The 25980-nt window shown below is 63.8% G+C and carries 23 protein-coding genes and 4 tRNA genes; 19 read left to right on the top strand and 8 right to left on the bottom strand.

The window, feature by feature from the left end; genetic code table 11:
* Window positions 1–112: 112 nt before the first annotated feature.
* From B5D13_RS04565 to B5D13_RS04495, 15 genes are all read left to right on the top strand, one after another.
* Window positions 113–1747 carry a peptide ABC transporter substrate-binding protein gene (locus B5D13_RS04565; protein ID WP_078687142.1) on the top strand — a complete coding sequence of 545 codons (1635 nt, stop codon included), beginning with the start codon at window positions 113–115 and terminating at the stop codon, window positions 1745–1747.
* Window positions 1748–1969: 222 nt separating this feature from the next.
* Window positions 1970–3007 (top strand): ABC transporter permease, encoded by a 1038-nt coding sequence (locus B5D13_RS04560; protein WP_078687141.1) that lies wholly within the window; start codon window positions 1970–1972, stop codon window positions 3005–3007.
* A gap of 44 nt (window positions 3008–3051) precedes the next feature.
* Window positions 3052–3981: an ABC transporter permease gene (locus B5D13_RS04555; RefSeq protein WP_180363875.1), complete on the top strand. Its 930-nt coding sequence runs from the start codon at window positions 3052–3054 to the stop codon at window positions 3979–3981.
* Window positions 3981–5075, top strand: a complete 1095-nt coding sequence (locus B5D13_RS04550) for an ABC transporter ATP-binding protein (RefSeq protein WP_078687139.1) — start codon at window positions 3981–3983, stop codon at window positions 5073–5075. The genes B5D13_RS04555 and B5D13_RS04550 overlap by 1 nt, the downstream gene beginning before the upstream one ends.
* A complete protein-coding gene (locus B5D13_RS04545) occupies window positions 5076–6110 on the top strand; it encodes an ABC transporter ATP-binding protein (protein ID WP_078687138.1) in 1035 nt (344 codons plus the stop codon).
* A gap of 533 nt (window positions 6111–6643) precedes the next feature.
* Window positions 6644–6734, top strand: a tRNA-Leu gene (locus B5D13_RS04540).
* Between the two features lie 208 nt (window positions 6735–6942).
* Window positions 6943–7365 carry a hypothetical protein gene (locus B5D13_RS04535; RefSeq protein WP_078687137.1) on the top strand — a complete coding sequence of 141 codons (423 nt, stop codon included), beginning with the start codon at window positions 6943–6945 and terminating at the stop codon, window positions 7363–7365.
* A gap of 53 nt (window positions 7366–7418) precedes the next feature.
* Window positions 7419–9896, top strand: coding sequence for a GAF domain-containing SpoIIE family protein phosphatase (locus B5D13_RS04530; RefSeq protein WP_234970683.1), 2478 nt, complete (start codon window positions 7419–7421; stop codon window positions 9894–9896).
* A 29-nt stretch (window positions 9897–9925) separates the two neighbouring features.
* Window positions 9926–10666 (top strand): anti-sigma factor antagonist, encoded by a 741-nt coding sequence (locus tag B5D13_RS04525; RefSeq protein ID WP_078687136.1) that lies wholly within the window; start codon window positions 9926–9928, stop codon window positions 10664–10666.
* A 221-nt stretch (window positions 10667–10887) separates the two neighbouring features.
* Window positions 10888–10963 (top strand) — tRNA-Gly (locus B5D13_RS04520).
* 41 nt (window positions 10964–11004) lie between these two features.
* Window positions 11005–11078: transfer RNA gene (locus B5D13_RS04515), tRNA-Cys, on the top strand.
* Between the two features lie 67 nt (window positions 11079–11145).
* Entirely contained in the window at window positions 11146–12393 is a 1248-nt protein-coding gene (locus B5D13_RS04510; protein WP_078687135.1) for a cysteine desulfurase family protein, read from the top strand.
* A gap of 1 nt (window position 12394) precedes the next feature.
* Window positions 12395–13540: a tRNA 2-thiouridine(34) synthase MnmA gene (mnmA, locus tag B5D13_RS04505; protein ID WP_078687134.1), complete on the top strand. Its 1146-nt coding sequence runs from the start codon at window positions 12395–12397 to the stop codon at window positions 13538–13540.
* Between the two features lie 176 nt (window positions 13541–13716).
* Window positions 13717–14028: a hypothetical protein gene (locus tag B5D13_RS04500; protein WP_078687133.1), complete on the top strand. Its 312-nt coding sequence runs from the start codon at window positions 13717–13719 to the stop codon at window positions 14026–14028.
* A gap of 147 nt (window positions 14029–14175) precedes the next feature.
* A tRNA-Val gene (locus B5D13_RS04495) sits at window positions 14176–14250 on the top strand.
* Window positions 14251–14425: 175 nt separating this feature from the next.
* Here the strand turns inward: B5D13_RS04495 and B5D13_RS04490 are convergent.
* Window positions 14426–15112, bottom strand: a complete 687-nt coding sequence (locus tag B5D13_RS04490; protein ID WP_078687132.1) for an outer membrane protein assembly factor BamD — start codon at window positions 15110–15112, stop codon at window positions 14426–14428.
* A gap of 87 nt (window positions 15113–15199) precedes the next feature.
* On the opposite strand from B5D13_RS04490, the gene B5D13_RS04485 reads away from it, so the two are divergent.
* Together B5D13_RS04485 and B5D13_RS04480 are read left to right on the top strand one after the other, a co-directional pair.
* A complete protein-coding gene (locus tag B5D13_RS04485; protein ID WP_078687131.1) occupies window positions 15200–15463 on the top strand; it encodes a hypothetical protein in 264 nt (87 codons plus the stop codon).
* A gap of 837 nt (window positions 15464–16300) precedes the next feature.
* The gene (locus B5D13_RS04480; RefSeq protein ID WP_078687130.1) at window positions 16301–16906 is read left to right on the top strand and encodes a DNA-3-methyladenine glycosylase I; all 606 of its coding nucleotides are present in this window, start codon (window positions 16301–16303) and stop codon (window positions 16904–16906) included.
* A gap of 88 nt (window positions 16907–16994) precedes the next feature.
* Here the strand turns inward: B5D13_RS04480 and B5D13_RS04475 are convergent, their stop codons facing one another.
* From B5D13_RS04475 to B5D13_RS04455, 5 genes are all read right to left on the bottom strand, one after another.
* Window positions 16995–17684 carry an N-acetylmannosamine-6-phosphate 2-epimerase gene (locus tag B5D13_RS04475; RefSeq protein ID WP_078687129.1) on the bottom strand — a complete coding sequence of 230 codons (690 nt, stop codon included), beginning with the start codon at window positions 17682–17684 and terminating at the stop codon, window positions 16995–16997.
* Window positions 17685–17939: 255 nt separating this feature from the next.
* The gene (locus B5D13_RS04470) at window positions 17940–18800 is read right to left on the bottom strand and encodes a PTS system mannose/fructose/sorbose family transporter subunit IID (protein ID WP_078687128.1); all 861 of its coding nucleotides are present in this window, start codon (window positions 18798–18800) and stop codon (window positions 17940–17942) included.
* A 2-nt stretch (window positions 18801–18802) separates the two neighbouring features.
* On the bottom strand, window positions 18803–19576 hold the full coding sequence (locus B5D13_RS04465; protein WP_078687127.1) for a PTS mannose/fructose/sorbose/N-acetylgalactosamine transporter subunit IIC: 774 nt from the start codon (window positions 19574–19576) through the stop codon (window positions 18803–18805).
* Window positions 19577–19657: 81 nt separating this feature from the next.
* Window positions 19658–20140, bottom strand: a complete 483-nt coding sequence (locus tag B5D13_RS04460; protein WP_078687126.1) for a PTS sugar transporter subunit IIB — start codon at window positions 20138–20140, stop codon at window positions 19658–19660.
* A gap of 71 nt (window positions 20141–20211) precedes the next feature.
* A complete protein-coding gene (locus tag B5D13_RS04455; RefSeq protein WP_078687125.1) occupies window positions 20212–21192 on the bottom strand; it encodes a helix-turn-helix domain-containing protein in 981 nt (326 codons plus the stop codon).
* A gap of 413 nt (window positions 21193–21605) precedes the next feature.
* Here B5D13_RS04455 and B5D13_RS04450 point away from each other — a divergent pair, with 413 nt between their 5' ends.
* The gene (locus B5D13_RS04450) at window positions 21606–22076 is read left to right on the top strand and encodes a hypothetical protein (protein WP_078687124.1); all 471 of its coding nucleotides are present in this window, start codon (window positions 21606–21608) and stop codon (window positions 22074–22076) included.
* Between the two features lie 241 nt (window positions 22077–22317).
* Here B5D13_RS04450 and B5D13_RS04445 read toward each other — a convergent pair whose 3' ends face one another.
* Window positions 22318–23169 carry a class II fructose-bisphosphate aldolase gene (locus tag B5D13_RS04445; RefSeq protein WP_078687123.1) on the bottom strand — a complete coding sequence of 284 codons (852 nt, stop codon included), beginning with the start codon at window positions 23167–23169 and terminating at the stop codon, window positions 22318–22320.
* 319 nt (window positions 23170–23488) lie between these two features.
* On the opposite strand from B5D13_RS04445, the gene B5D13_RS04440 reads away from it, so the two are divergent.
* Window positions 23489–24298, top strand: coding sequence for a DeoR/GlpR family DNA-binding transcription regulator (locus B5D13_RS04440; RefSeq protein WP_078687122.1), 810 nt, complete (start codon window positions 23489–23491; stop codon window positions 24296–24298).
* A 399-nt stretch (window positions 24299–24697) separates the two neighbouring features.
* Here B5D13_RS04440 and B5D13_RS04435 read toward each other — a convergent pair whose 3' ends face one another.
* Complete coding sequence (locus B5D13_RS04435; RefSeq protein WP_078687121.1) at window positions 24698–25630, bottom strand: 1-phosphofructokinase family hexose kinase; 933 nt, start codon at window positions 25628–25630, stop codon at window positions 24698–24700.
* Window positions 25631–25980: the final 350 nt, after the last annotated feature.

Below are 25980 nucleotides of genomic sequence, written 5' to 3'. Positions count from 1 at the left end.
TTTGCACGTGCATGCATATTGAGTAAAAATACGTACATTCGACGAGGCTGTCTCGTTTTTAATAAGACGTCCCGGCACAAGCCGTGATGCAAAACAAGTATTGGAGGAAAGAATGGCGGATAAGCTGATGATGGGCCGTCGCACGTTCGTCCAGGGCGGACTTGCGGCCAGCGCGCTCGCTGCCCTCGCGGGCTGCGGCAAGAAGGGTGGCTCCTCTGACGGCGCGGGTGAGGCCAAGGGTGGAACCATGAAGTTCTACATCAACGACCCCGTTGCTATCGATCCCTACAACACTCAGGAGTCCGAGGGCACCCAGGTCGAGCACATCCTGTTCGACGCCCTTACCGACTTCGATTGGGACAAGCAGGAGGTTGTCCCCAAGGCTGCTGAGTCCTGGGATGTTAACGACGACGCCACCGAGTACACCTTCCACCTTGTGAAGGGCGCCAAGTTCCACAACGGCGACCCCGTCGACGCAGAGTCCTTCAAGCGCGGTTGGCAGCGTCTGGTCGACCCCAGCATGGCCACGCCTTCCGAGATCGGCTACCACCTTGCTCCCGTCGCTGGCTACGACGAGATGAAGTCCGGTGCCGCAACCGAGCTCTCCGGCCTCAGCTGCCCCGACGAGAACACCTTCGTCGTCAAGCTCTCCGCTCCTATGGCTGACTTCCCCTATGTCTGCGCCCACCCCGCGCTGGCTCCCGTCCCCAAGGCAGCCATCGACGATCCTGCTTCCTTCTTGACCGCCCCCATCGGCAACGGCCCCTTCAAGATGGACGGCAAGTGGGAGACTGGCCAGTACATCAACGTCGTTCGCTTTGACGACTACTACGGCGAGAAGGCCAAGCTCGACGGCATCAACTTCTCCATCCAGAAGGACCCCGAGACCGCCTACCGCGAGTTCGAGGCCGGCAACATGGACTTCGCCCAGATTCCCGCGGGCCGCATCTCCGAGGCCAAGGACAAGTATGGCGAGGCCAAGGACGGCTACACCGTCACCAAGGGTGCCCAGGTCCTGACCGGTGCCGAGGCTTCCGTCTACTATCTCTGCATCAACATGAACGATCCCGTCATGAAGGACGTCAACGTCCGTAAGGCTATGTCTCTGGCCATCAACCGCCAGAACATCGTTGACACCCTCTTCGAGGGCACCCGTAAGCCTGCCGACTGCATCTTCCCCGGCGTTATCGACGAGGATGACGGCAACGCTTGGGAGTTCTGCAAGTACGACAAGGACGCCGCCCAGAAGATCATGGACGAGAACAACCTCGCCGGCACCGAGATCACCCTCTCCTACAACTCTGGCGGTGGCCACGAGGACATCATGTCCATCATCCAGACCGACCTCGAGGCCGTCGGCTTCAAGGTGACCCAGTCCTCCATGGAGTGGGCTACCTACCTGACCGCCCTCGGTGACGGCAACTTCCAGGTCGGCCGTCTTGGCTGGAACGCCGACTACCCGACCATGGACAACTTCATCTACCCGAACTTCTTCTCCACGGCGGACAACAACTACTCCAAGTACAACGACCCCGAGATCGACAAGGCCATCGAGGACGCACGTCAGATGACCAGTGACGACGATCGCAAGGCCGCCTACCGCGAGATCAACAAGAAGATCGGCGCTCAGGTGCCCATCATCCCGCTGATGTTCTACTCCCACATGTGGGTTGGCTCTGACAAGATCGGTACCTTCTTCTTCGATCCGCAGAGCAAGGGCGAGTTTGCTTCCGCGACCATGGCATAAGCACTTCCGCTCGCTTTATCGCAGCTAGAAGTACCTGGGGCATCGGCGCGTCCGGTGCCCCGCTTTTTGGCTTCTATGCTTATGGGATTTATCGTGTGCTGTTCGCTTTATTTAGCTGCCTGTATATAAAGAAGTTCACCACACGGTATAATTTACGGGTTCTACGGCTTGTTTATGCAGGCTCGAACGGTATCTGTTGGACTACGCAAGGGGATTCCTAGTATGGGAAAGTACATTCTCAAACGTATTCTCCAGTTCATTCCCGTGTTTCTGGGCGTGACGCTGATTCTTTTCGCGATGGAGAATATCGTTCCGGGTGACCCGATCAAGCTGATGGCAGGGGAGAAGAAGCTTGATCCTCAGACCGAGGTCACCCTCCGCGCGTCGTACCACCTCATTGAGACCGATGACAACGGTCAGCCGGTGTACGACGAGAGCGGGAACACCATCGAGACGCCTATGTGGAAGCGCTACGTCTTCTACGTCTCGGGCCTGCTTCATGGTGACCTGGGCACTTCGTACCAGCGCAGCGGCCAGCCCGTGGCCGACATCCTGGCGCAGAAGTATCCCTACACGATCAGGCTTTCGATCTGCGCAATCCTGCTCGAAGCCATCGTGGGTATCGGGGCCGGCATGGTCTCGGCAATCAAGAGATATTCCTTCTGGGACATTCTTGTCACGCTGGTCACCTCGATCCTGGTCGCAATGCCTGCCTTCTGGTTCGGCATGCTGCTCCAGCTGTTCTTCGGCATCGTCCTGAAGGACGTCACGGGCGGCGGCTTCTACCTCCCGATCTCGGGCGCCGGTGGCCCCAACGCGGAGTTCAACGACTGGGTGTACTACATCCTCCCCGCAATGACCCTCGCCGCGGTCTCGACCGCATACTGCGCGCGCATCATGCGCTCCCAGCTTCTTGAGGTCCTCAACCAGGACTACATTCGCACCGCCCGTGCCAAGGGCCTCTCCCGCAGGGACGTAATCTGGCACCACGCGCTCAAGAACGCGCTCATTCCCGTCGTCACCTACATCGGCATCGACTTCGGTGCCATGATGGCCGGCGCAATCCTGACCGAGACGGTCTTCAACTGGCCCGGCGTCGGCTACGAGACCTACCGCGCCATCACGCAGCGCGACTGGCCGATCGTCCTTGGTTCCGTAACCGTCATCGTCGTCGTGGTCATGGTCATCAACCTTCTCGTCGACGTCTCCTACGCCTTCCTCGATCCGCGCATCAGGTACGGCGCTGGCAAGAACGAATAGGAGGTGCGCGAATGGCTACTGAATCCAAGAAGGACATGGAAACCATGACTGAGTCTCAAGTCAAGGTCGAGGCTTCCGCCCAGGCCGAGGATCTTTCCGCCGCTCCCGCCCGAACCCTCTGGGGTGACGCCTGGAAGCGCCTGCGCAAGAACAAGCTCGCCATCTTTGGCGCCATCTGGATCATCTTCATGATCCTCGTCGCCCTGACCGCCGACCTCTGGGTCCCGCAGACCCTGGGAAGCCCGACAGAGGCTGACTCCACTACCATGGCGCAGATGTCGCGCCTGGCCCCGTCGGCCGAGCACCCGTTCGGCACCGACACCCTCGGTCGCGACGTGCTCTGCCGCGTCATCTACGGTGCACGCATCTCGCTGGCCGTTGGCGTTCTCGCCACGGCGATCTCCACGCTCATCGGTCTGGTGATGGGTGCGCTCGCGGCCTACTACGGCGGCATCTGGGATACGATCATCATGCGCCTGGCAGACATATTCTTGGCATTCCCGTACACGCTCTTCGTCATTGCGATGCTCGCGGTCATCGGCTCGGGCATCCAGAACGTGTTCATTGCAATCGGCATCCTTGGCTGGCCGTCGATCGCGCGCGTCTTCCGCTCCGCGATCCTCTCGGTCAAGGAGAATGACTACGTCGACGCGGCGCGTGCCATGGGAGCCTCCGACTTCCGCATCATCGCTCGTCACATTTTCCCCAACTCCGTTGCTTCCATCGTTGTCTACGCGACGATGAACATCGGTGGCGCCATCCTGACCGAGTCGGCTCTGTCCTACCTCGGCATGGGCGTCGTTCCGCCTGATCCTTCCTGGGGCATCATGATTCAGGACGGCCAGACCTACCTGGCCACCCAGCCTTGGCTCATGCTCATGCCCGGTCTCGCTATCCTCACCACCGTGCTTGCCTTCACGCTCCTGGGCGATGGCCTGCGCGATGCACTCGACGTCAAGATGAAGGACGCATAATGGCACGCAAGAAGAATGACAACTGGGTCGAGCTCAAGGACCAGCCCGTTCCCGAGGGCTCGCACCTCCTCGAGGTCGACGACCTCAAGATGTACTTCCACACCCAGGACGGCGTGGTCAAGGCAGTCGACGGCGTCTCCTACACCCTCGACCGCGGAGAAACCCTCGGCGTCGTCGGCGAGTCCGGCTCCGGCAAGTCGGTCACCTCACTCACGATCATGGGCCTCATCGACATGCCCCCGGGAAAGATCGAAGGCGGCGACGTCCGCTACCGCGGCAAGTCCTTGCTCGAGATGTCCGAGCACGAGATGGAGCACATCCGCGGTAATGACATCGCGATGATCTTCCAGGACCCCATGACCTCGCTGAACCCGGTCTACACCATCGGTCGTCAGCTGGGCGAGGGCCTAAGGCTTCACCGCGGCTACACCAAGGAGCAGGCGACCGAGCGCTCCATCGAGCTCCTCAGGATGGTCGGCATCCCCAACGCCGAGCAGCGTGTCAAGGACTATCCGCACGAGTTCTCCGGCGGCATGCGCCAGCGCGTCATGATCGCCATGGCGCTGGCCTGCGACCCTGACATCCTGATCGCCGACGAGCCCACCACGGCCCTCGACGTCACCATCCAGGCTCAGATCATCGAGCTGATGAAGGAGATGCAGGAGAAGAACGGCAACGCCATCATCATGATCACCCACGACCTGGGCGTCGTCGCAGACGTCGCGGACAAGATCATGGTTATGTACGCTGGTTCGCCCGTCGAGTTCGGCACCGCCGACGAGATCTTCTACGGCGCGTCCCACCCCTACACCTGGGGCCTCATCCGCTCTATCCCGAAGCAGGTCAAGGACGAGAAGAAGCCTCTCACGCCAATCAAGGGCAACCCGCCCTCGCTTGTCAACGCACCCAAGGGCTGTCCCTTCTCGCCCAGGTGCCCCTACGCGCAGGACATCTGCCGCAACAAAAAGCCCGAGCCTCACTTTGTGGGGGAGGGCCACTACACCAAGTGCCACTTCGCGAGCGACCCCGACTTCATCAAGAAGAACGCGCCGTCCACCTCGCGCACCCAGAACGCAGAAGGAGGCGAGCAGTAAATGGCAGAGAAGAACCAGGGCGCGTCCCTGCTGCACGTCGAGCACCTGACCAAGGAGTTCCCCGTAGAGGCCGGCGTGTTCGCCAGCCGCATGAACAAGAAGCGCGTTCATGCGGTGGAGGACGTCTCCTTTGACATCTATCCCGGCGAGACCTTCGGCCTCGTTGGCGAGTCCGGTTGCGGCAAGTCCACTACCGGACGCACCATTATGCGCCTTACCAACCCTACCTCGGGCAAGGTCGTCTTCGACGGCAAGGATGTCGCGAAGATGAACAAGAAGGAGCTCAAGGAGATGCGCCGCAATATGCAGTTCATCTTCCAGGACCCCTACGCCTCGCTGAACCCGCGCATGACCATCGGCGAGATCGTCTCCGAGCCGCTCCAGATCCACAACGTCATGCCCGATGCCAAGGAGCGCCTCGAGTACGTCCGCTCGCTTCTCGACATCGTCGGCCTGAACCCCGAGCACATCAACCGCTACCCGCACGAGTTCTCGGGCGGCCAGCGCCAGCGCGTCGGCATTGCGCGCGCCTTCGCTCTCAAGCCTAAGCTGATCATCTGCGACGAGCCGGTCTCCGCACTCGACGTCTCCATTCAGGCACAGGTCCTCAACCTCCTGAGCGACCTCCAGAAGGAGTACGGCACCGCATACCTGTTCATCGCCCACGACCTCTCGGTCGTCCAGCACATCTCCGATCGCGTGGCCGTCATGTATCTCGGCCACATGATGGAGAACTCCGACTGGAAGACGCTCTACGACGAGCCGTACCACCCGTACACGCAGGCACTGCTCTCTGCCGTGCCCGTGCCCGACCCGGACGTGCAGCGCTCCCGCAAGCGCATCATCCTGAAGGGCGATCCCCCTTCGCCCATCGAGCCGCCTGCGGGCTGCCCGTTCCACACGCGCTGCCCCATCGCCCAGGACGTCTGCGCCTCTGGCGAGATGCCTGAGCTGCGTGAGGTCAAGCCCGGACACTTCTGCGCGTGCCACTTCGCCGCGCCGAACCCGATCAAGGGCGCCTCGGTCGAGCTCTAAGCAGGACTTCCGGGCACCTGGGCCAGCAACGGGCCGCACATGCCATCTTGCCCCATCCTCCACGAGAGGGTGGGGCTTTTTCTATTGGCTCTTGCCCGCGGTCGCCAAAATCGCTCGGCGCAAGCTCTTCCCACGGATGGTTGACATGTTTCTTCAGGTCTCCGGAGCCCCACTCGCCACTCAAGGCCCTCACTGTCCGATTACGGTGGCCAATGAGCTTCTGCCGGCGAATCCGGGCGACCAGGCGGCGGCAGCAACCTAATTCGGGGGATCTCCGGTCTGTCACGCACAGGAGATCCGACCTTGCGTGCGCCTGCGGCCCTCCTGTGCCGCCGTCCGACAGGAAGAAGGCTCCCACATTCGTTTGAGTTATGAATGTGTCTTCACAACTTGTGTCAGTGCAGGTAAATGGCCTGTAATCGCCTAATTGGCTTATCTCATTCCTACCTAGAGACGGTGCGAGAGAAAAAATCTCAAATTGTCGTTGGCCATTCCAGAACACCGTGCTACTATAGCTCTCGCACCAACCCCATGTCGGAGTGGCGGAATTGGCAGACGCGCTAGCTTGAGGTGCTAGTGACTGACTAAAAGGTCGTGCGGGTTCAAGTCCCGCCTCCGACACCACGATCTTTCAAGGGACCCGAAAGGGTCCCTTTTTTATTTGAGCAACTTTCGCGGACCTCTCCGGAAAGCGCTTCCTAACCAAGGACCAATCCCCGAGCAACGCTCGCGCAACGAGTCTGAAAGCCTTCGTCCGTAGCATCGGTCTTACAGCGCCACCGCCAGATCGGCTGTCGGTGGCCACCGATGGCAAGCGGGGAAGGGGTTCAGAATGATCAAGCAGGTCACGGCGTTTCTGCCAAACAAGCCCGGCGTGCTCATGCAGATGAGCAAGGTCTTAGGCGATGCAGGGATTCAGATTCTCGGCCTTATGGTGGCTGACTCAAGCGACTTCAGCGCAGTGCGCTTCACCTGTGACTACCCCGTCCGCGCATGCAAGTCGCTTCAGGAGGCGGGCATCCAGGCCGCCGTCACTGAGGTTCTCGCCATCGCGGTTCCCGACGTCCCCGGTGGCCTCTCGACCATCCTTGCCCGCCTGGTCTCCGCCGACCTTAACATCGGCTACGCCTACTGCTGCACGATAGGCGGCCGTGTGGTCGACATCATCAACGTCTCGAGCGAGCCGGTCGAGGTGAAGCTCGCAGAGATTGGCTTCCTCGGCATGAGCGCGGAGGAGCTTGGCATCCACGAGTAACCTACGTTCCGCAGTGGGTATCCTAGTGTGCAGAACGCGACCAGGAGACCCACATGCCAGACGCAAGCCCCCAACAATCTAGAATCCTTCAGCCAAGCACCCGGCAGTCAGAGGCTGGCGACCAGTCAGCTGCCGGCCGGCTCACTAAGACCAAGCCAATGACCGATGACGCTCTGGCTGCCGTCCTGTCGCTCATGAGCGAGGCTGTAATCGCCTTTGACGGCTCCGGCAGGGTGCTGCTGGCCAATGAAGCGGCCCAAGGGGTCTGGGGGCTCTCTCGCGCCTCTCTGATGGGCCTGAGCGTGCGTCAGCTGTTCCTCGGGTGTGACGGAAGGCCCGTCGAGGCTCCGGACGTGGTCGCGCCTGCGCCCTCCCCAGAGGGCGAGAAGGGCGCGGGTCCCGTGCCCACGCTCGCCTTCGACCTAGGGGAGCTTCCCTTTTCGCTTGACGGGCAGTCCTGCTCCGCCTTCGCCCGGCGCTCGGATGGCGCCTCGTTCCAGGTGAACCTTAGGTGCGAGCGCATCAGCGCCGCGACGCCGGACCTCTTCGGCTCCGCCCTCCGCGATGCGGCTGTTCAGGGCCCCTCCGCAACCACCGTGCGCTATGTACTGGTTGCCCGAGAGCACAGCGAGGAGCTTGCGAGCGACCGCGAGCACGAGCGTCTCGTCGAGGAGCTCTCCCGCTCCAACCGCAGGCTCTCCGGCACGCTCAGCATCGTGCTCGCCACGCTGGACTCAGAGGACGTAATGACGCTCTTCTCGCGCGTGCTCGACGAGATTGCGAGCACGATGGAGGCTACGGGTACCATCTTCTACGTCGCGGGGTCGGACGGATATCATCTGCGTGGCACCAGCACGGGGCTCGACTGCCCCCACCTCGCGCGCTTCATGTCGTTCGACCGCACGATCGACAAGCTGACCACGCAGCAGGGCCACGCGCTCAGGCTGCGCGCCCTCTCGCCCGACCCGGAGGCGCTGCGCCAGGGCCGTCTCACCCACCGCGAGGTGATGGACGAGGAGACGGGCGAGACCTACCAGGTCCGCGTCGAGCACATGCCGCCGTTCGCGAGCTTTATCGCGGTACCGGTCTGGTTCGGCAGCCACGTGATAGCGATGATCGAGGTCGGCTGGGGTCGCATGCATCCGACGCGTCGCGAGGACGCCGAGCTGCTCGACGCCGTCGCACAATACCTGTCCGTCCAGCTCGTGGGCGCGTTCTCGGCCATGCGCGAGCAGCGCGAGCAGAGCCTGCAGGAGGCCTCGTCTCGCATCCGCGAGATGCTCATGAGCCAGGGCGACGTGGACGAGGAGGGCATGGCCCTCGCGCTCGACGACGCGGCCGCCACCGTCGGTGCCGCCTTCGTCCCAGCCGAGCTTGCAACCGACGGCTCGCTCATGGCTCAGGTGACCCTGCCCACGGGAGCTCTCTGCGAGCTGGACCTCTCCTCGCACCTTTCTGCCAAGGGGCACTCTGACGCGAGCGTCGTGACCATCGACGAGGGCTCGGAGCTGTCCTGCGAGCTGGGCCGCGAAGGTGGCCCCTGCGTGGGCGTGGTGGTTGACCTCGGTCGTATCGAGGGGATCCGTCGCGTGTTCCTGCTTTTGCGCGACGCGGACGACGAGCCGCTCGACGAGCTCGAGCTCGCCTTCGTGGGCCGCGTGGCCGAGGGCGTCAAGGGCCTGGCCCAGGGCGGTGAGGTGCGTCGCCAGCAGAAGCACATCGCCCAGGCGCTCCAGACCGGAATGAAGAACGAGCTGCAGGACGTGGTGGGCATAAGCGCGTCGGGAATCTACTCGTCCGCCACCCAGGCGGCTGTCATCGGCGGCGACTTCTACGACCTGATTCGCCTGCCCGACAACCGGGCGTGCGTGATCATGGGCGACGTCAGCGGCAAGGGCGTCGAGGCCGCGTCGGTCTCGGCGGCAGTCAAGACCGCGCTGGGCGCCTACTCGTGGCAGGGGCTTCCGCCCTCGCGCATGGTGCGACTGCTCAACGAGTTTCTGCTCGGGTTTTCGCGCCTCGAGACCTTCGCCACGCTCTTCGTCGGCATGATTGACCTTGTGACCAGCCGCATCACCTACTGCTCGGCGGGTCATCCCCCCGCAATGATGGTTCGCGCGAAGACAGCCGAGGTCGAGGCTCTCAACGTCCAGTCCGGCGTCGTGGGCGCCTTCCACGACATGGGCTATCACGACGGCATCGCCCGCTTCGACACGGGCGACATGTTGCTGCTCTATACCGACGGCACCACCGAGGCCCGCGCCATCGACGGCTCCTTCTTCGGGGAGGACGGCCTGCGCGACGCGGTCGTGCGCGAGTGGGCGCTGGGCTTCGAGGGCGTGCTCGACCGCCTGTTGGGCGATCTCGACGTGTTCACGGACCGCCACCTCGAGGACGACGTGGCCATGGTAGCGCTGCGCTTCGACGGCCTGCCCGACTCGCCGCAGCCCGCCGCGACCCAGTCCGACTCCAGCCAGCTCGACTCGTCGCAGCCTGCCGTCAGCCAGCCCGGCTCCGGCCAGAGTGCTTAGTGCCAGAGATTTGTGGGAACAAGCAAGGTATGGAGAGAAGAGCCTACATAGCCCAGGTGCCCATCGACTGCGACCTGGACGTCACCACCGTACAACGCTCACGCAAGGTGATAGACGGCCTGATTGACGACGGCTGTCGGCGTATCGTGCTCAACATGAGCGGATGCTCCTACCTCGACTCGGCGGGCATGGCCCTCCTGTTCAGGGAGATTCGTCGCATGCGCGAGGCGGGCGGTCTAGTCTCTCTCGTCAACGTGAGCGACCGTGTTCTGCGCTCCCTCAGGATCGCGCGCGTGGTCGACTTCGCGCCCGTCACGGGGGCGGGGGCGCACCGCGAGGTGGCAGACCTCGACCCCACGGTGGTGCCCAACTGGCGCACCACCCTCAGCGTGGACGCCCGCCACCTGTCGCAGACCCGTGCGCGTGTCGAGCAGCTGGTGGGTCGCATGCCGTTCTCGCCTGACCAGATGTTCGACATCACCCTTGCGGTGGGGGAGGCCATGGGCAACGCGGTCGACCACACCTCCGGGGAGGGCGCGCTGGTCACCATCGCCAGCTATCCCGACCGCGTGGTGATCGACGTGACCGACGTCGGCGACGGCTTCGAGGTCCGCAGTGTCTCAGACATCCCGCATGCCGGAGCCGCCGACGAGCGCGGCCGCGGCATCAGGCTCATGTGCCTGCTGGCCGACTCGGTCACCATCTCGCGCAGGGGCACGGGCAAGGGCACGCGCGTGCGCCTCGTGAAGCTCGTGCGAAGCGCGCAGTAGCCTGCGACCGCCCTCCACGTCGCCTGCACCTGCCTGCCAGATGCGCCGTCTCGCCCCAAGCTCGCCAAAAATACCGTATCTACCTCGCCATTAGCTGGCCACTGCAATCATCTTGAAGCCGCTGGCCAGCCCAGTGCGACCCGTCGCGCGGCCCCGCGCCAACTTTTTTCAAATTAATGCTTGCATCCGCACGCACCCTCACGTATATTATCTCCTGCGTCGCGGGCTTGGCGCAGTTGGTAGCGCGCCACCTTGCCAAGGTGGAGGTCGCGGGTTCGAACCCCGTAGCCCGCTCCATGATTTATCTGGAGCCGATTCACTCGGCTCTTTTCATATTCGGCGAGATGGCCAAGTGGTAAGGCAGAGGCCTGCAAAGCCTTTATCCCCGGTTCGAATCCGGGTCTCGCCTCCAGTAAACTCGGGAGCACCTGCGAAAGCGGGTGCTCTTTTCGCGTAGGCACGGCCCAGGGGAGAAGAACATGCCATACGACGCCACAGACGCATCGCCCACGGCACCCGCTGCCGCGCCCGGACGCCCCGCCCCGCACACCTGCTACCTCGACTACGCCGCGGCCACGCCCATGGCCCCCGAGGCGCTCGAGGCCATGCTCCCGTACCTGAGTGAGCGCTTCTGCAACCCCAGCGCGCCCTACGCCCTGGCCCGCGCGGCCAAGGCCGACTTCGAGGACGCCCGTGCCCGCCTCGCCCACGTCATCGGCGCGCGGCCCGACAACGTGACACTCACGGCTGGCGCAACCGAGGCCAACAACCTGGCCTTTGCCGCCGTGGACGGCCCTGTCCTCACCGTCGCGACGGAGCATGAGAGCACCCTGCGCGTGGCCGAGGCCCGCGAGCACGCCTTCGTGCCCGTCTCCCCAGAGGGTCTCGTGGACCCGGCCGAGGTTGCGCGTGCGCTTACGCCCCAGACCCAGCTTGTCTCCATCAGCCTCGCCAACGGAGAGATTGGCTGCGTCCAGCCCATCCGCAGGATCGCCCAGGTGGTGCGCTCCGAGCGCATGCGCAGGCTTGAGGCGGGCCAGAAGTGCCCCCTCCTTCTGCACACCGACGCCTCCCAGGCGGCCGGCAACGTGTCGGTCAACGTGTCGACTCTCGGGGCCGACCTCGTGACGCTCTCCGCGGCCAAGGTCTACGGCCCCAAACAGGTTGGTCTTCTCTGGGCGGCAGATGGCGTCGAGTTGCGCCCGCTCACCCTGGGTGGCGGACAGGAGCGCGGCGTGCGCTCCGGAACCGAGAACGTGGCCGGCGTGGTCGCGTTCGCCCGCGCGCTCGAGCTCGCGGAGGAGCTGCGCCCGCAGGAGTCGCGCCGCCTGGCTATGCTTCGTGACGGCCTCCAGGGCCGCATCATGGCCGCGTTCCCGTGGGCGTGGGTGTCGGGGCCCCGCTCCGGCAAGAGTCGCCTGCCGGGCCTCATGCACGTGTCGTTTCCCGGCCTCGAGGCGCGACGCCTGGTCATCCTGCTCGAGCGCGTCGGCGTCTGCGTGGGCACGGGATCGGCCTGCGCCGCCAGCAAGATGCGCGTCTCGCACGTGCTGCGCGCCGTCGGCGTGCCAGACGATGTCGCCGCGGGCTCGCTGCGCATCACGCTGGGACGCCCCACCACGGCCGAGGACGTCGACTACGCTGCACGGGCCATCTGCGACGCCGTGCGCCAGGAGGCGGGCCGCCTCGGCATCGACCCCGCAACGGGCAGGAAGGACGTGATCTAGCGTGGGCAAGAGGGTCTATCTCGGCATGAGCGGCGGCGTCGACTCGTCGCTCTCCGCCGCGCTCCTGCTCGAGCAGGGCTACGACGTTAAGGCCGTCTACATGCGCAACTGGTCGCGCGACCTGCCCGGCTTCAAGTGCACTTGGGCCGAGGACCTCGCCGATGCGGAGCGCGTCTGCGTCACGCTGGGGCTCGACCTCGAGGTGTGGGACTGCGAGCGAGAGTACAAGCAGACCGTCGTCGACTACCTCGTCGACTCCTATGCCCACGGCCTCACGCCCAACCCCGACGTCATGTGCAACCAGACGGTCAAGTTCGGCACCTTCGCGGACCGCGCCTTCGCCGAGGGGGCGGACTATGTCGCGACGGGCCACTACGCCCGCGCCGTGGCCGATCCCGCCGACTCCGCCGGCGCCACCACGCGCCTCATGCGTGCCGCCGACGAGCACAAGGACCAGACCTACTTCCTCTGGCGTGTTCCCCGCGACATCTTCGCGCGCACGCTCTTCCCGGTGGGCGGCATCGCCAGCAAGGCCGAGGTTCGCGCCATGTGTGCCGAGCGCGGCCTGGGCGTCGAGCGCAAGCCCGACAGCGACGGCATCTGCTTCGTGGGCGAGGTCGGCATCCGCACCTTCCTGCTCGACACCCTCGAGCGCCGGGCGGGTGACATCGTCGACTGGGAGACGGGCGCCGTCCTCGGCCGCCACGACGGAGCCTTCTTGTTCACCGTGGGTCAGCGCAAGGGCCTCAACCTGGGCGGCGGGCCCGCCCGCTACGTCGTCAGGACGGACGTAGAGAAGAACATAGTCTACGTGACCGCAAACCGTGACTGTCCTGCGCTCTGGACCTCCTCCATGGAGCTTGCCGACGTCCACCTGGTCGCCGAGGACCTGCCCGAGGGCGACTACCTCGTGCGCACGCGCCATACCGGCGAGCTACGTCGCGCCCACGTGACGCTGACGCCGTCTGCGGAGCACTCGCAAGCCCCCTGTGCGGAGGCCTCTGCAGCCTCCTGCCAGCAGGCCGGCCTTGCGGCCCGCATCGACTTCGCAGAGCCCCTGCGCACGGTCGCGCCTGGCCAGAGCGCGGTCATCTACGACGGACTTCGCTGCATGGGCGGCGGCATCATCCAACGCCCTTGCGACTAGCGCTCCTCACACGCTCGTCGCGTTACCAAGTGGGGTCCGCAGCGTCCCGTCCGCCGTTTCCGCATACAATGGCACAGTCCGAGACCGCAAGGGGAGGGCCGTGCCCGTGTTGCGCGCCGTAGCGTGTCCGCGTGGTCGCGTCCGTCCGCCCCGCGCCACCTAAGGGAGAGATACACATGGCTGCCCTCAGCATTCTCATCATCATGCCGATCATGCTTCTGTTCGGGTGCTTCTACCTTCTGTACATGGTTGCCCTCACCACGCTCACGAGCCCGGCCATCTTCGTGTTCCTCGCGGCGGCCGTGCTTGCGGGCGTCTCGATCTACCTTGCGGCACGCATCCCGTACCGCAAGTTCGTCAAGCATGAGGAGGTTGACGTCAAGCACGACGCCATCGCCCCCATCATGTGCTACGTCTTCTCGGTTGTCCTCAACGTGATCGCGATCATGTATGTGTGGGGACTGGTCGTCGCGGCGATGTTCGAGTAGCGCGATTGGTAGCACATCTCGTCTACCTGCGATTTCACGATTTCTCGAACTAATTGTGAAGGAATCGAAATTGTCGGTTGCGTTTGGTTCTTAGTTACCGTATAGTAGCTACCGCGCTGAGGCACCCCACCCCAGCGAGACAAGTTCGGGCGTTTAGCTCAGGGGGAGAGCGCTTCCCTGACACGGAAGAGGTCAGAAGTTCAAATCTTCTAACGCCCACCATGAATTCTCAGGTCATCGTGTACGCGGTGGCCTGTTTTCGTTTAGGACACCAAGCTGGACGCCAAAGCAGATGCCAGAAATGTGACCCCACCAAAACAGAGCGTTGGTGGGGCCATGGACAATTTCAGATTCGACGCATTTCAGATTTTGACGCGTGCTTCTGGGTGGCCGCAAGCTAGCGGTTGCCCCAGCTCTCTTCTTGTGACTCGACGCTTCGTCCCGAGCTGTCGGCGTCGTTGATGGTGATGTCCCATTGGTAGCCCTCTTCAAGCACGACGAGGCAGGGGTCGCCCTCGACCGAGTTGAACACCATGGACTCGTAATGCCCGTCGGGTCCGAACTGCTCGTCCTCGCCGTACCACTCGGTTCCGGTTGAGTCTTTCACGTAGTACTCGCCGCCCGGCAGCCGCGTCTCCACAGAGCCTCCGCCCTTGATGAACACGGTTTCGACGAGCGTGTTGTCCTTCGTGTACACCGAGATGTAGGTTCCCGTGCCGGCGCCGTCGTCGTTGACGATGAAATTGAGGATCATGTTGTTGCTGGTCATGTTCGGGTCGTGGAAGAGCTCGCCGGTCTCCGGCATGGGCTGCGCGCACTCGGCGGCGCGCTGCTCCCAGTCGCCGTATTCGCTCTTCTCGTAGGCCTCTTTCGCGCTGTAGTACTTGCCTTGCTCGTACAGGGCACCGGCGCGGTCGTACTCGGCCTTTGCGGCTTTGTCGGAGCTGGGGCTGTTGGGGTCTGATTCGGCGCTGCCGAACGCTTCGGTTCCCGAAGACGAAGGGCTGTCCCCGCTGCAGGCGACAAGGCCCAGCGTTAGCGCGAGCGTGCAGCACGACAGAATGGTTGCCAGGGTTTTCCGCATCGGTTCCACCCCTCCCGAACGCTTGCGAATCGTTGAGTTTAGTGTACCCAGGGGAAGAATCGCCCATGAGGCCGAATCGGATTGGCGGTGCCAACCAAACGCGGGCTGGCCGTCGCTCTTCCTCAGGGCCTGGGTCGCCTTTCGACCAGTCCTGCCGACAGGGCCAGAAGTGCGCACGCGATCAGCGCGGCGAGCCCCTCTGTGCGCAGGGGGTCTTCCGTTGTCGGGACGCCGGCGCGCGCATTCGCCCTGGAGGGGGCCTCTGTTGCCGTTGCGTCGCTGCTTGCGCGTTACGAGAGGGAGTATTTGCCCCTCGTGCACCTGATCGAGGACTTCGAGTCCGCGTCGTAGCGTGATTGCATGCGCGCCGATCTGGAGATTTGCTCTGGGCCGGCGCGCTCGTCTGAGAAACGAGCGTTAAGCATGCCCTTTCGGCCCGCGAACGCCAAGCACTTCTCCCGTAGAATGAGGTGCTATTGATGACCCCAACGATTGCGGGAGTTGCAGTGGAACCAATCTGGAAAGAGCTCTACGAGGCGGCCAGGGCAGCCCAGAGGCCCAGAGAGATTAATGCTGGACTACTCCGCGCAGAGGGTCGTGACCATGGGAGGGCTCACGCCCGAGTGGTGGATCTAGGGCGGGCTTTGCGTCTCTTGCTGCTCGCAAACCGTTTATCACGTTTGAGCATCTTTGGGTTGAGTCGCATCGCAACGATGTCCTAACTGGCAAGCGAATTGCGCGCGCAGCTTGATTTCAATCGGGACGATGACTTACCAAAGCCATCTGCGAAGTTCACAATCTAGCCGGTGAATCTCCCAGTTGCCTCCGAAGCTGGTTCCTTCGATTCAGCGATCGTTGTGGACGGCTTCAGGCGCTATTTCCGGGCTAGTTCTGGAAGCATTGCCGCGACGAGCTCGGCAACGGCCTCGTGGCCCTCGATGTCCACCACGAGCATGGGCCTTGCGCCATCGTAGGGCAGCTCGCGTTGCGACAGACGCTCCTGGGCCGCGGGGACCCCGGCGCGTGACCAGCGCTAGGCCATCGCAAGCGCCTGTCGCTGTGGCCATTCTACGTCCGTCAGCCCGCTCCTTGGCCTGTGACGGGTGGCTTACAATGCAAGCGTTGGGTCGGCGGCGGCCGGGCGTGGCGTCCAGGTGCCGCAAGGCGGCGGAGGAGGGCGTGGTGCGAATGGCCGAGTGGGCAGAGGCCGGCGCGAGCAAGGCCGGCGCAGGCAAGTCCGGCGCGACCGCCTGCCGGGCGTGGTTCGAGGGCGACCCGCTGCTGGAGGACTACCACGACCACGAGTGGTGCAAGCCCAGCCACGACGACCGATTCCAGTTCGAGATGCTCTGCCTCGAGGGCGCGAGCACCGGCCTCTCGTGGAAGACCATCATGCGCAAGCGCCGGACGTACCTGGATGCCTTCTGCAACTTCGACGTCGCCGCGTGCGCGGCGCTCGGCGACGTCGCGCTGGAGGGCCTCCTGGAAAACCCCGGCATCGTGCGCAACCGTGCGAAGGTTTTCGGCGTGCGGAGAAACGCCCGAGCCGTTCTCCGGATCCAGCGCGAACTTGGCAGCTTTGACGCGTACCTGTGGGACTTCGTGGGCGGGAGCCCCATCGACGGGCACTGGGCGTCCGTCGACCAGATTCCCACAAAGTCGGACGAGTCGCGTCGACTGAGCGCGGACCTTAGGCATCGTGGGATGGTCTTCGTGGGGCCGACCATCACCTATTCGTTCATGCAGGCCGTGGGCCTGGTGAACGACCACCTGCGCGACTGCCCCTGCCGCTAGCGCACGGACACCAGGGCGCAAGATGCGTCGCCTAGCAAGAGAAAACGGCACCGGTGCCAGGGGGCTGCCGGTGCCAGGTTGCCAGGTGCTATCCCTCGATTGCGGCGCGGAACCACTTGGTGAGGCTGGTGGGGTGCGTGATGCCCGTGCCAACGACGACCGCCCAGGCGCCCGCGTCGATGGCCGCGGCACCGTCGGCGGGCGTGTGCACGTGTCCCTCGCAGATGATGGGCAGATCCGGGAACTCCAGCGTCGCCTGGTGCAGGAGGGCGATGTCGGGGCCCTCGTCCATGGTGGTCTGAATCGCGGGCTTGTTGTGGCTCAGCGTGGTCGAGACCAGGTCGCAGCCGCAGGTGACGGCGCGGCGGATGTCCTCCATGGTCATGCAGTCTGCCATGACGAGGGTCTCGCACTGGGCGCGCAGGTCGCGTACCGTCTGCTCGAACGTGCGGCCGTCGGGGCGGGGCCGGTCGGTCGCGTCGATGGCGACGACGTCGGCGCCGGCGTTCACGCAGGCCACGGCGTGGCGCAGGGTGGGGGTGATGTAGACGCCCTCGTGCCCCTCCTTCCACAGTCCGATGACGGGCACCTCGACCCGTCCCTTGATGGCGGCGATGTCGGCGAGGCCCTGGCAGCGGATGGCGGCGGCACCGCCCTCCTCGCAGGCCTGGGCCATCTGCGCCATGGTCTCCGGGTGGCGCAGGGGCTCGCCGGGATACGCCTGGACGCTTACGATGAGCCTACCCTTGAGGCTCTGGACGAGAGGTGCAACCTCCATGGTTCTCTTCCTTCCTTGGGCGAGCGGCGCTGCCGCGTCCCCTGCCTGATGCTTTCCTTCTGATTCGTGATGCCGTCGCATCGTCGCCCGTATTCGGGACGCGTGCCCTGCGCTTCTTTGCATTCGCGCGGTCCTGGGGAGCTGTGGCACCGATGCGCATGATAGGCGGGGCGAGCCGAAGGTGGCCCGCCCCGTCGTGATTCGAAACCGTCGGGATTCGAACGCGGTCGCCGCTCCTTGCGGCTGGGTGTCAGGCTAGACGGCCAGGATGGTCGTGAAGTAGCCGATGATCGAGATCGCGAGGAAGAGGAGCATCGTCTTGCCGGCACCCCAGTTCTTCTTGACCATGAGCCAGTAGGTGACGAACGAGAGGATCAGCACGGGCAGCGCGGGGAAGATGGAGTCGAGGATGTCCGCGATGCTGATCGAGAGGTCGCCGCTGGTGTAGACCAGGCCGATGTTGAACTTGGTGTAGGCCGCGACGATGGCGCCCACGACGATGAGGCCAACGACCTCGGCCGCGCGGGTGACCTTGTCCTTCACGCCGCCGGAGAGAACGAGCTCTGCCGCGTTGGCGCCCGCCTTCACGCCGTAGCTGAAGAGGAACCACGTGAGCGGGAGCATAATCGCGAGGAAGGCGACCACGTAGAAGAGCGGGCCCGTAAGCTCGCCGTTGGGGCACAGGCCCAGGGCGATGGAGAGCAGGATGGGGATGAGGGTGCCCGGCAGGAGCGAGTCGCCGATGCCGGCGAAGGGCCCCATGAGGGCCGTCTTGATCGCGTTGATGAACTCGGGCGTGACGTCGTCGTTGCCCTCGGCCTTGGATGCCTCCATGCCGAGCACGATTCCGGGGACGATCGACCCCAGGTAGGGCTCGGTGTTGAAGAACACCTCGTGGCGCTCGAGCATCTCCTGCTGCGACTCCTTGTCGCCGGGGTAGAGGTCCTCGCGAATGTCGCCGAGCATCTTAATGATGGCAGGGCCCTGCATCCTCTCGAAGTTCTGCATCGAGAGGTTCCAGAACATCCAGTCCCAGTACGCACGACGGGTGGCCTTCTTGCTGAGCTTGGTGGCGCCGCCCGTGAGCTCGGTTGCCTCGGTCTTCTCTTCTGCCATTGTTACTCACCAGCCTTCTGGGTCTCGGCCGCGGAACCGCTTCCGCGGTAGTCAAGGTATGCGACGACGAGGGCGAAGACCACGATGGGGACCATGCTGAGGTTGAGGACCGCGGTCAGCGCGAAGCCGGCGCAGAACAGGATGAGCTCAATGTCCTTCTTGCAGATCATGCGCATGAGCAGCATGAAGCCGACGAGCGGGAGCATGTTGGCGAAGATCTGAAGGATGTCGGTCACCTGGGTGGGCATGGCGTTGACCAGCGTGGTGATGAGGTCTGCGCCGAAGTAGTTGATCAGTAGAATGGGGACGAAGCGCAGGACGAAGTTGGTGATCTGGCCCCAGACGGGAACCATGGCCGCGGCGTCGAGCTTGCCGGCCTCGACCAGCGCATCCTGCTTGTGGACGAAGAACAGGTTGATTGCGCAGAGTCCGTAAACCGCCAGAACGCCAAGCGTGGAGAGGGGCACGGCCAGCGCGAGTGCGTACTCCTTGCCCGCACCGGCGACCATGGCCAGCGGGATGCCGATCCACGCGGCGAAGTTGACGTCGGCGGGCATGGTGCCACCGGGGGTGACCAGACCGATGTAGAGCATCTGGATGGCCGCGCCCATGATGATGCCCGTCTGGACGTCACCCAGGATGAGGCCGATGATCAGACCGGATACCAGGGGGCGTCCGATGGTGTACCAACCGGCGAGTCCGCCGATGAGCACCGGCGAGTAGATGGAGCCCATCCACCCGAACAGTGCGAGAAGGAATGCCTGAAGGAATGTCATGGCAATGCTCCTTTCGAACGATGTTCCTTGCTGCCTTGCGTGCGACTTTGGTTGGCGTGGCCTAAGCCGCGCCGCCTTGGCCTAGAACCTGTCCGCCACGTCGGCCCACTCGACCTTTGGCTGCGATGGGATCTGCTGGAAGTAGACGTGGGCGCCCTTGGCGACGGCCTCCTTGACCGCCTGGGCCTCAGATGCCGTGAGGTGCGCCGCGGCGTGGACCTCGGTTGTGTCCTTGCGTTTGCTCATGGGCCCGACGTTGAGCTCGAGCGGCATGTCTGCGACCTTCTCCAGAAGATCGCGATAGACCTCGGGCGTCTTCATGAGCACGAGCGTGCGTTCGTCGTTGGCGAGCGCTGCCTCGATTAGGGGGACGGCCTCGCTGACGGTGTAGGCGCCAGCCTTCATCGAGGCCGGGACCGCCGTCTCGAATACCTTCTTGAGTACGGGGTTGGTGGCGGTGAGGTTGTCGACCACGATGATTCTTTCGATGTGGTTCAACTTCACGACGACGGTCATCGTCTGGCCATGGATCAGGCGATCGTCGCATCGTACCAGTGCAATCATTCGTTCTCCCTTCCGTCCGATGCTTGCTGGTGCTATCTCGCGCCCGCGGGCGGGCGGAGCTGCCAAAGGCGCTAGGTGCACAGCGCGGCGACGCGGGCCTCGCGGCCGATTGCGCGCCGAAGGTCGCTCGAGTGCGTGTTGAGCAGCACGAACGGCGGGACCTTGGGACCCAGCTGCTCCTCGATGCGCATCATGTTCCGGATGGCGGACCCGCTGTCGTACGCGTCGTGCTTGGGGTTGGCGAACCTGAGGAACACCGTATTGATGGAGAAGAGCCGCGGGATGGTGCGGGTGAGCTCCGCCAGTCGCTCGACGGCCTGCGCCTCGAGCTCGCCGGTGCCAAGGCCGCCCTGCCCGAGGTCGAAGCTGGCGAAGCTGCCGTTTCGCATGGGGAGCATGGAGCCGTTCTGCGTGATGCTGACGAGCACGTGCGAGCCGCAGCTGACGAGGGCGTGGTTGGCGCCGACGTCCTCGGGAGACCCGCTGATGATGTGGCGCTCGGTGCATTCCTGCGCGGTCGCCTGGACCACGGGGATGCCAAGCGTCGCGGAGAGCGCTTCGACCAGCTGCTCCTGCCGCGTGACGCTCAGCTCGAGTGCAATGTCGTCCCCTAGGACGACGCCCATGCCGCGTATGGGCGCGGGGAAGGGGCGGGGCCTGTCGGTGAGCGAGACGGTGTGCGCGACATGGTCCACCAGGTCGTCTGCGCCGGCCCACGGATGGTCGAGCCTCTGGCCGCCCAGGCTCTTGAGGTTCATGTCATACTCGGCGAGGGTGATGCCGTCACGGTTGACCGAGAGCGCGAGCACGCTTCCGTACGAGGGGTTGATCTTGATGGGAATGCGGCTGCGGCCCTCGGTGGCGACGCGTCCCACGTCCTCGGCGAGGACGCCTTCGGTCATGAGGAGCGCCACCACGCGCGTCACGGTGGATGCGGAGAGTCCGGTTGCGTCGGCAATCTGCGTGCGGGAAGGGGCCTTGCCCTCAACCACCGCCTGGATGACCCGGGAGCGGTTGGAGGTGACGACCTTGGTGATGCCGAAGCTGCCCATGCTGCCCTTCTCCCTTGAGCTCGTGTGACGAAACCGTGTGCCCGTGCTGCCCGATTGCCGGGACCAAGGCGAGCGGCGTTGCCCCCTGGGGGCTAAAAGAGCTGGTACGGTGACGTACAAGACGAACGGAGCTGGAAATGAGACTTATTTGCAAGGTGAAAATAAGTCGTTAGCGCAAGGGTGCTCCTCGGACTCGGATTTGTAAATCGAAGTGGGCGCAGGCGTTCGTTAATCGGCACCGAGTGGTAACAAATCTGACCCCGAATCCGCTAACGGGCGGCTTGCGGGCATGGGTGGCGCAAGGGCCGTGCGATAGAATGGACTGGTTGGGCGCGCGAACAGACGGACGCGTTGCCTTGGGATTTCTGGATTGACCGTCGCCGCGCGGATGCGCGGCCGTGAGGAGGAGTGCAATGGCTGAGCTTGAGGACGTCAAAGACGTGCAGACGGAGGAAGGCGTGGTTGAGGTTGCTGGCGCTGAGGTCACTGGTACCGAGGGCGCTGGCGCTGGGGCTGCCGGCGCGCCGACCATCGAGCCGCTGATGGATGACATCGACTTTGACACGTTCTCGAAGTCCGACATGCGCGTCTGCAAGGTTCTGGACTGCGTCGCTGTGAAGAAGAGCAAGAAGCTGCTCCGGTTTACGCTGGATGACGGTTCGGGCACCGAGCGCACGATCCTCTCGGGTATCCACATGTACTACGAGCCCGATGAGCTTGTTGGAAAGACGGTCGTCGCGATCGTGAACATCCCGCCGCGCAAGATGATGGGCATCGACTCGTGCGGCATGCTGCTTTCGGCCGTGTGGGAGGTCGCGGGCGAGGAGCGCCTGAGCCTGCTGATGGTCGACGACGCGATTCCCGCGGGCGCGAAGCTGTACTAGCGCCTGCCGGGTCGGTGACGGGCCGGTGGCAGCGACGGGTTGGGGCCACCGGCAGCCTGAGGTTCGTTGCGGGCTGGGGCCCCGAGATGGAGGCCCTTCTTCCCGTGCGCGGAAGCGGGCCTGATGCGGAAGCGGGCCCGAAAAAAGAGGGGGGCGGCCCGGTTGTGCGCTTCCGGGCCGCCTAGGGGGGGATTGGCTTTTGTGGCGGCGCTGCCGGCGGGCGGCGCCGCTTTTTTTGGCGCTAGGCCTTGTAGGAGGAGCCGAGGTTGTCCATGTGGCTCATGACGAGCTGCTTGATCTCTTCCATCGCGGGCTTGGCAGCCTTCTTGGGATCGAAGGTGTCGGGGTACTTGGACATGAAGCCCATGAAGCCGCGCGTGTAGGCCTGGCGCAGCTCGGTGGCGTAGTTGACCTTGCAGATGCCGTTCTTGATTGCCTCTGCGACCTGGTCGTCGGGCACGCCGGAGGTGCCGTGGAGGACCAGGGGAACGTCGACGCGGCTGCGGATGTCCTTCAGGACCTGCTGCTCGATGTGGGGCGTTCCCTTGTAGACGCCGTGCGCGGTGCCGACGCCGACGGCGAGGCTGGAGCACAGCGTGGTCTCGACGAACTGCTGGGCCTGGTCGGGATCGGTGTAGGGGCTCTCGCCCTCGACCGCCGGGCCGTCGTCCTCCTTGCCGCCGACCTTGCCGAGCTCGGCCTCGACGGGGATGTCGAGGGGAAGGGCGACCTTCGTGACCGAGGCGGTCAGGTCGATGTTGTCCTCGAACTTCTCGTGAGAGCCGTCGATCATGACGGAGGTGTAGCCTGCGTGCATGGCCTGCATGCAGCGGTCGAAGCCGTCGCCGTGGTCAAGGTGAATTGCGACGGGGACCGAGGCACTCTGGGCGGCGACGCGGGCCATTGCCGCGAAGTAGTCCAGCGACGCGTACTTCACGGTTCCCGGAGTGGTTTGCATGATGACGGGGGAGTGCCTCTCTTCTGCCGCGGCGATGACGGCCATGACGAACTCGAGGTTCTCGACGTTGAACGCGCCGACCGCGTAGTGGCCGTCCTGTGCCTTGAGAAGCATTTCCTTTGTGGTTGTCAGCATGAGCGTGACCCCTTTCGCCGGTGCGTCGGGTGTTTTTGCCCCCGGCGTCGTTGTTGTTTGCGGCTATTCTATTGGGGTTTTCGTTTTGACGTTTTCCTTTCATTTTGCGAAAAGGCCTAAAATGAAAAGAAAAAGGGAATGATTAGCGTTACGCTCCTGTTCGGCAAGCTCAGACACGGTATTCCTCGGTTGGTTCCCAAAAGAAAAGAAAGTCGAATACTTGTTTTTGCCGAAAGGAAAAGAAACACACGAGCTACACAATTGACGTTGAAGTAGCGCGTCTTGAGGGCATCCTCGCAGGTGCTCGAGGGAGGAAGTCATGGATCTGCCCCAGGAAGCAACCCACCAGAAGCTCTATGTCGAGGAGAGGCGAGCCGCCATCCTGTCGATGCTCCGGCAGAACTCGTCGGTGCAGGTGTCGGAGATCGCCGAGACGTTTGGCGTCTCGCGCGTGACGGCGCGCGCCGACCTGGACGCGCTCGAGCGTGACGGCAAGCTTCGCAGGACGCACGGCGGAGCGGTCTCGCTCTCCAAGACGCTCACGGTTTCCATCCAGGACGCTCGCGTGAACGTAAACGTCGGGGCGAAGCGGGCGATTGGCGTTGCGGCATCGGCCCTGGTTTCGGACGGAGACTCGATTCTGGTCGACTCCGGCACGACGGCCCTCGAGTTCGTGCGCGCCTTGGGCGGAAAGAGCGGCGTCACGGTCGTGACGGACGACTTCACTATCGCCGACTTCGTGGATCGCTCGATGCCGGCGATGAACGTCATCATGCTGGGCGGAAGGTTGAGGAAGGGCCATCGCTATACCTGCGGTCCCATGGCCCTGTCTGCCCTGAGGATGCTCCATCCCGACAAGGCCTTCGTCGTCCCGACCTCGTTCGTCCCCGGGCGCGGCTTCATGACCAACTACCAAGCGATGGCCGAGCTCAAGCAGGCGTTCCTCTCGTGCGCCGAGACCACCGTGGCGCTTCTGGACTACGCGAAGGTCGGCGCGTCGGGGCTTATGCGTTTCGGCTCGCTTGAGGACGTCGACACGGTCGTAGCGGACAGTGACCCCGAAGGATTGCTCGCCGCCGAGGCCGCCGATTGCGACGCGCGCCTGGTGATTGCGTCTCCGGAGGCATAGCGCGCGGGAGGGGTGCCGTTGCACAAAGGGTGACGAACGACGTGGGCGGTCACCCGAATCGGCCGCCGGAAGCCCTGCGGTCACCCGAATCGCCCGCAAGAAGCACTTCCCTCCACGTTTGCCCAGCAAAACTGGGCCCAGAGAGTTGCCGCGAGCCGATTTGGGCGACCAAAGAGCTTATCTGAAGCGATTCGGGTGACCGAAGGGGCAATCGGCATGCCGCGCGAGGATCTCCCTTTCGCAAAGTCGCAGGATATGCCGTTGGGCCCTGCACAGATGACGCCGAGCGGTGTGTTTCGTCCACACCGCTCGGCTGTATTTGCGAAACAGTGGCCCTCGAGCTGTAAATCTTGCCCGAAGTACACTGGTCGCGATGACTTGCGCACGCCTAGTCGCCGCCTAAGCGATTTTCTCCACAGTCGTGCGCGAGAGGAGGTCGCGTGCAACGCCCATGTCGAAGTGACCGGTGGAGGGGGAGAGGCAGTTCGCGCTCGCGCAGCTCATGGCATAGGCAAGCTGCGCGTCAGGTGCCATGCCACGCGCGATGCCGACGGCAAAGGCTCCGACCATGGTGTCTCCCGCGCCGACGGGGTTGACCACCTCGATGGCAGGGGCAATCCCGCGAAACACTCCCTCGTCGCAGGCCATCAGCGCGCCGTCTCCTCCCAGTGAGACGACGACCTTCTGGATGCCCTGCTCGTGCAGGTCGGATGCCGCGCGTGCGACCTCGTCGAGCGAGGATACGCAGCGGCCCAGGAGCTGGCCGATTTCGTCGGTGTTCGGCTTGACCATGGTGGGACACGCCCTGATGCCCTCTCGCAGCAGCTCTCCGGAAGTGTCCAGGATGACGGGGACGCTCGTCTGCTTGATGCGTTCGACCAGCGTGGCGTAGGTGTCGGTCGGCAGCCCCTTGGGCACGCTTCCGTTGATGGTCACCACGTCGGCGTCTTTCAACAGCTCGTCGATGCGCCTCAGGAACGCGCCGACCTCGTCGGGGGTCACCTCGCGTCCCGGCTCGAGGAACTCGGTCGAGCGACCGTCGGGATCGAGCACGTTCACACAGCAGCGCGTCTCGTTCTTTACGTGCACGAAGCTCTCGCTGATGCCGTCCTGGGCGAGAAGTTCGCAGAGGAGCCGGCCGTTGTTTCCTCCGCAGAAGCCCGTCGCAATCACGTCTTCGCCACATGTTGAAATGGCTCGCGAGGCGTTGAGCCCCTTTCCGCCGGCAACGTTGATGCACTCCTTCACGCGCATCACCGTGCCATCTGCGATGGGCTCTGTCAGGCAATACGCCTTGTCAATGGAGGTGTTGAGGGTGATCGTGAGTACCATTCGGCTGTCCTCTCTCGTGAGACGAGCTCGAAACACTGTTTCCTATGCCTTTCAGTGAATAGACGATTTTGATACCAGTTGTCAAGAAATGCTGCGTGCCGCAAGGCGTCTCGCATATGTTGTCCACGGCGCGCCACTGTTGGTCCTTTGACACGACGAGCTTAACTGGTATCTCAATGCCAATACCATCTACCTGCGGATACGCTGGTATTAGGATGGTGGGCAAAAAGCTCAAAAATTTGGAGAGTCGTTTGTCGATTTGTCATTGACCGATGGTTTGTAGGAGCTGTATGGTGCAGTCATGTCACGTGGTTGTAACCAGTTAGTTATTGATAGTTGTTCTTCTTTAC

Source organism: Olsenella sp. KH1P3 (genome assembly GCF_900167315.1).
Classification (GTDB): Bacteria; Actinomycetota; Coriobacteriia; order Coriobacteriales; family Atopobiaceae; genus Olsenella_J; species Olsenella_J umbonata_A.
The sequence above is the reverse complement of the archived record's forward strand: the minus strand, read 5'-3'. Positions and strand labels throughout refer to the sequence as shown.

Bases quoted from the DNA above. Each gene is read 5' to 3' on its own strand.
- B5D13_RS04565 (WP_078687142.1), top strand. From the start codon at position 113: ATGGCGGATAAGCTGATGATGGGCCGTCGCACGTTCGTCCAGGGCGGA.
- B5D13_RS04560 (WP_078687141.1), top strand. From the start codon at position 1,970: ATGGGAAAGTACATTCTCAAACGTATTCTCCAGTTCATTCCCGTGTTT.
- B5D13_RS04555 (WP_180363875.1), top strand. From the start codon at position 3,052: ATGACTGAGTCTCAAGTCAAGGTCGAGGCTTCCGCCCAGGCCGAGGAT.
- B5D13_RS04550 (WP_078687139.1), top strand. From the start codon at position 3,981: ATGGCACGCAAGAAGAATGACAACTGGGTCGAGCTCAAGGACCAGCCC.
- B5D13_RS04545 (WP_078687138.1), top strand. From the start codon at position 5,076: ATGGCAGAGAAGAACCAGGGCGCGTCCCTGCTGCACGTCGAGCACCTG.
- B5D13_RS04535 (WP_078687137.1), top strand. From the start codon at position 6,943: ATGATCAAGCAGGTCACGGCGTTTCTGCCAAACAAGCCCGGCGTGCTC.
- B5D13_RS04530 (WP_234970683.1), top strand. From the start codon at position 7,419: ATGCCAGACGCAAGCCCCCAACAATCTAGAATCCTTCAGCCAAGCACC.
- B5D13_RS04525 (WP_078687136.1), top strand. From the start codon at position 9,926: ATGGAGAGAAGAGCCTACATAGCCCAGGTGCCCATCGACTGCGACCTG.
- B5D13_RS04510 (WP_078687135.1), top strand. From the start codon at position 11,146: ATGCCATACGACGCCACAGACGCATCGCCCACGGCACCCGCTGCCGCG.
- B5D13_RS04500 (WP_078687133.1), top strand. From the start codon at position 13,717: ATGGCTGCCCTCAGCATTCTCATCATCATGCCGATCATGCTTCTGTTC.
- B5D13_RS04490 (WP_078687132.1), bottom strand. From the start codon at position 15,112: ATGCGGAAAACCCTGGCAACCATTCTGTCGTGCTGCACGCTCGCGCTA.
- B5D13_RS04480 (WP_078687130.1), top strand. From the start codon at position 16,301: ATGGCCGAGTGGGCAGAGGCCGGCGCGAGCAAGGCCGGCGCAGGCAAG.
- B5D13_RS04475 (WP_078687129.1), bottom strand. From the start codon at position 17,684: ATGGAGGTTGCACCTCTCGTCCAGAGCCTCAAGGGTAGGCTCATCGTA.
- B5D13_RS04470 (WP_078687128.1), bottom strand. From the start codon at position 18,800: ATGGCAGAAGAGAAGACCGAGGCAACCGAGCTCACGGGCGGCGCCACC.
- B5D13_RS04465 (WP_078687127.1), bottom strand. From the start codon at position 19,576: ATGACATTCCTTCAGGCATTCCTTCTCGCACTGTTCGGGTGGATGGGC.
- B5D13_RS04460 (WP_078687126.1), bottom strand. From the start codon at position 20,140: ATGATTGCACTGGTACGATGCGACGATCGCCTGATCCATGGCCAGACG.
- B5D13_RS04455 (WP_078687125.1), bottom strand. From the start codon at position 21,192: ATGGGCAGCTTCGGCATCACCAAGGTCGTCACCTCCAACCGCTCCCGG.
- B5D13_RS04450 (WP_078687124.1), top strand. From the start codon at position 21,606: ATGGCTGAGCTTGAGGACGTCAAAGACGTGCAGACGGAGGAAGGCGTG.
- B5D13_RS04445 (WP_078687123.1), bottom strand. From the start codon at position 23,169: ATGCTGACAACCACAAAGGAAATGCTTCTCAAGGCACAGGACGGCCAC.
- B5D13_RS04440 (WP_078687122.1), top strand. From the start codon at position 23,489: ATGGATCTGCCCCAGGAAGCAACCCACCAGAAGCTCTATGTCGAGGAG.
- B5D13_RS04435 (WP_078687121.1), bottom strand. From the start codon at position 25,630: ATGGTACTCACGATCACCCTCAACACCTCCATTGACAAGGCGTATTGC.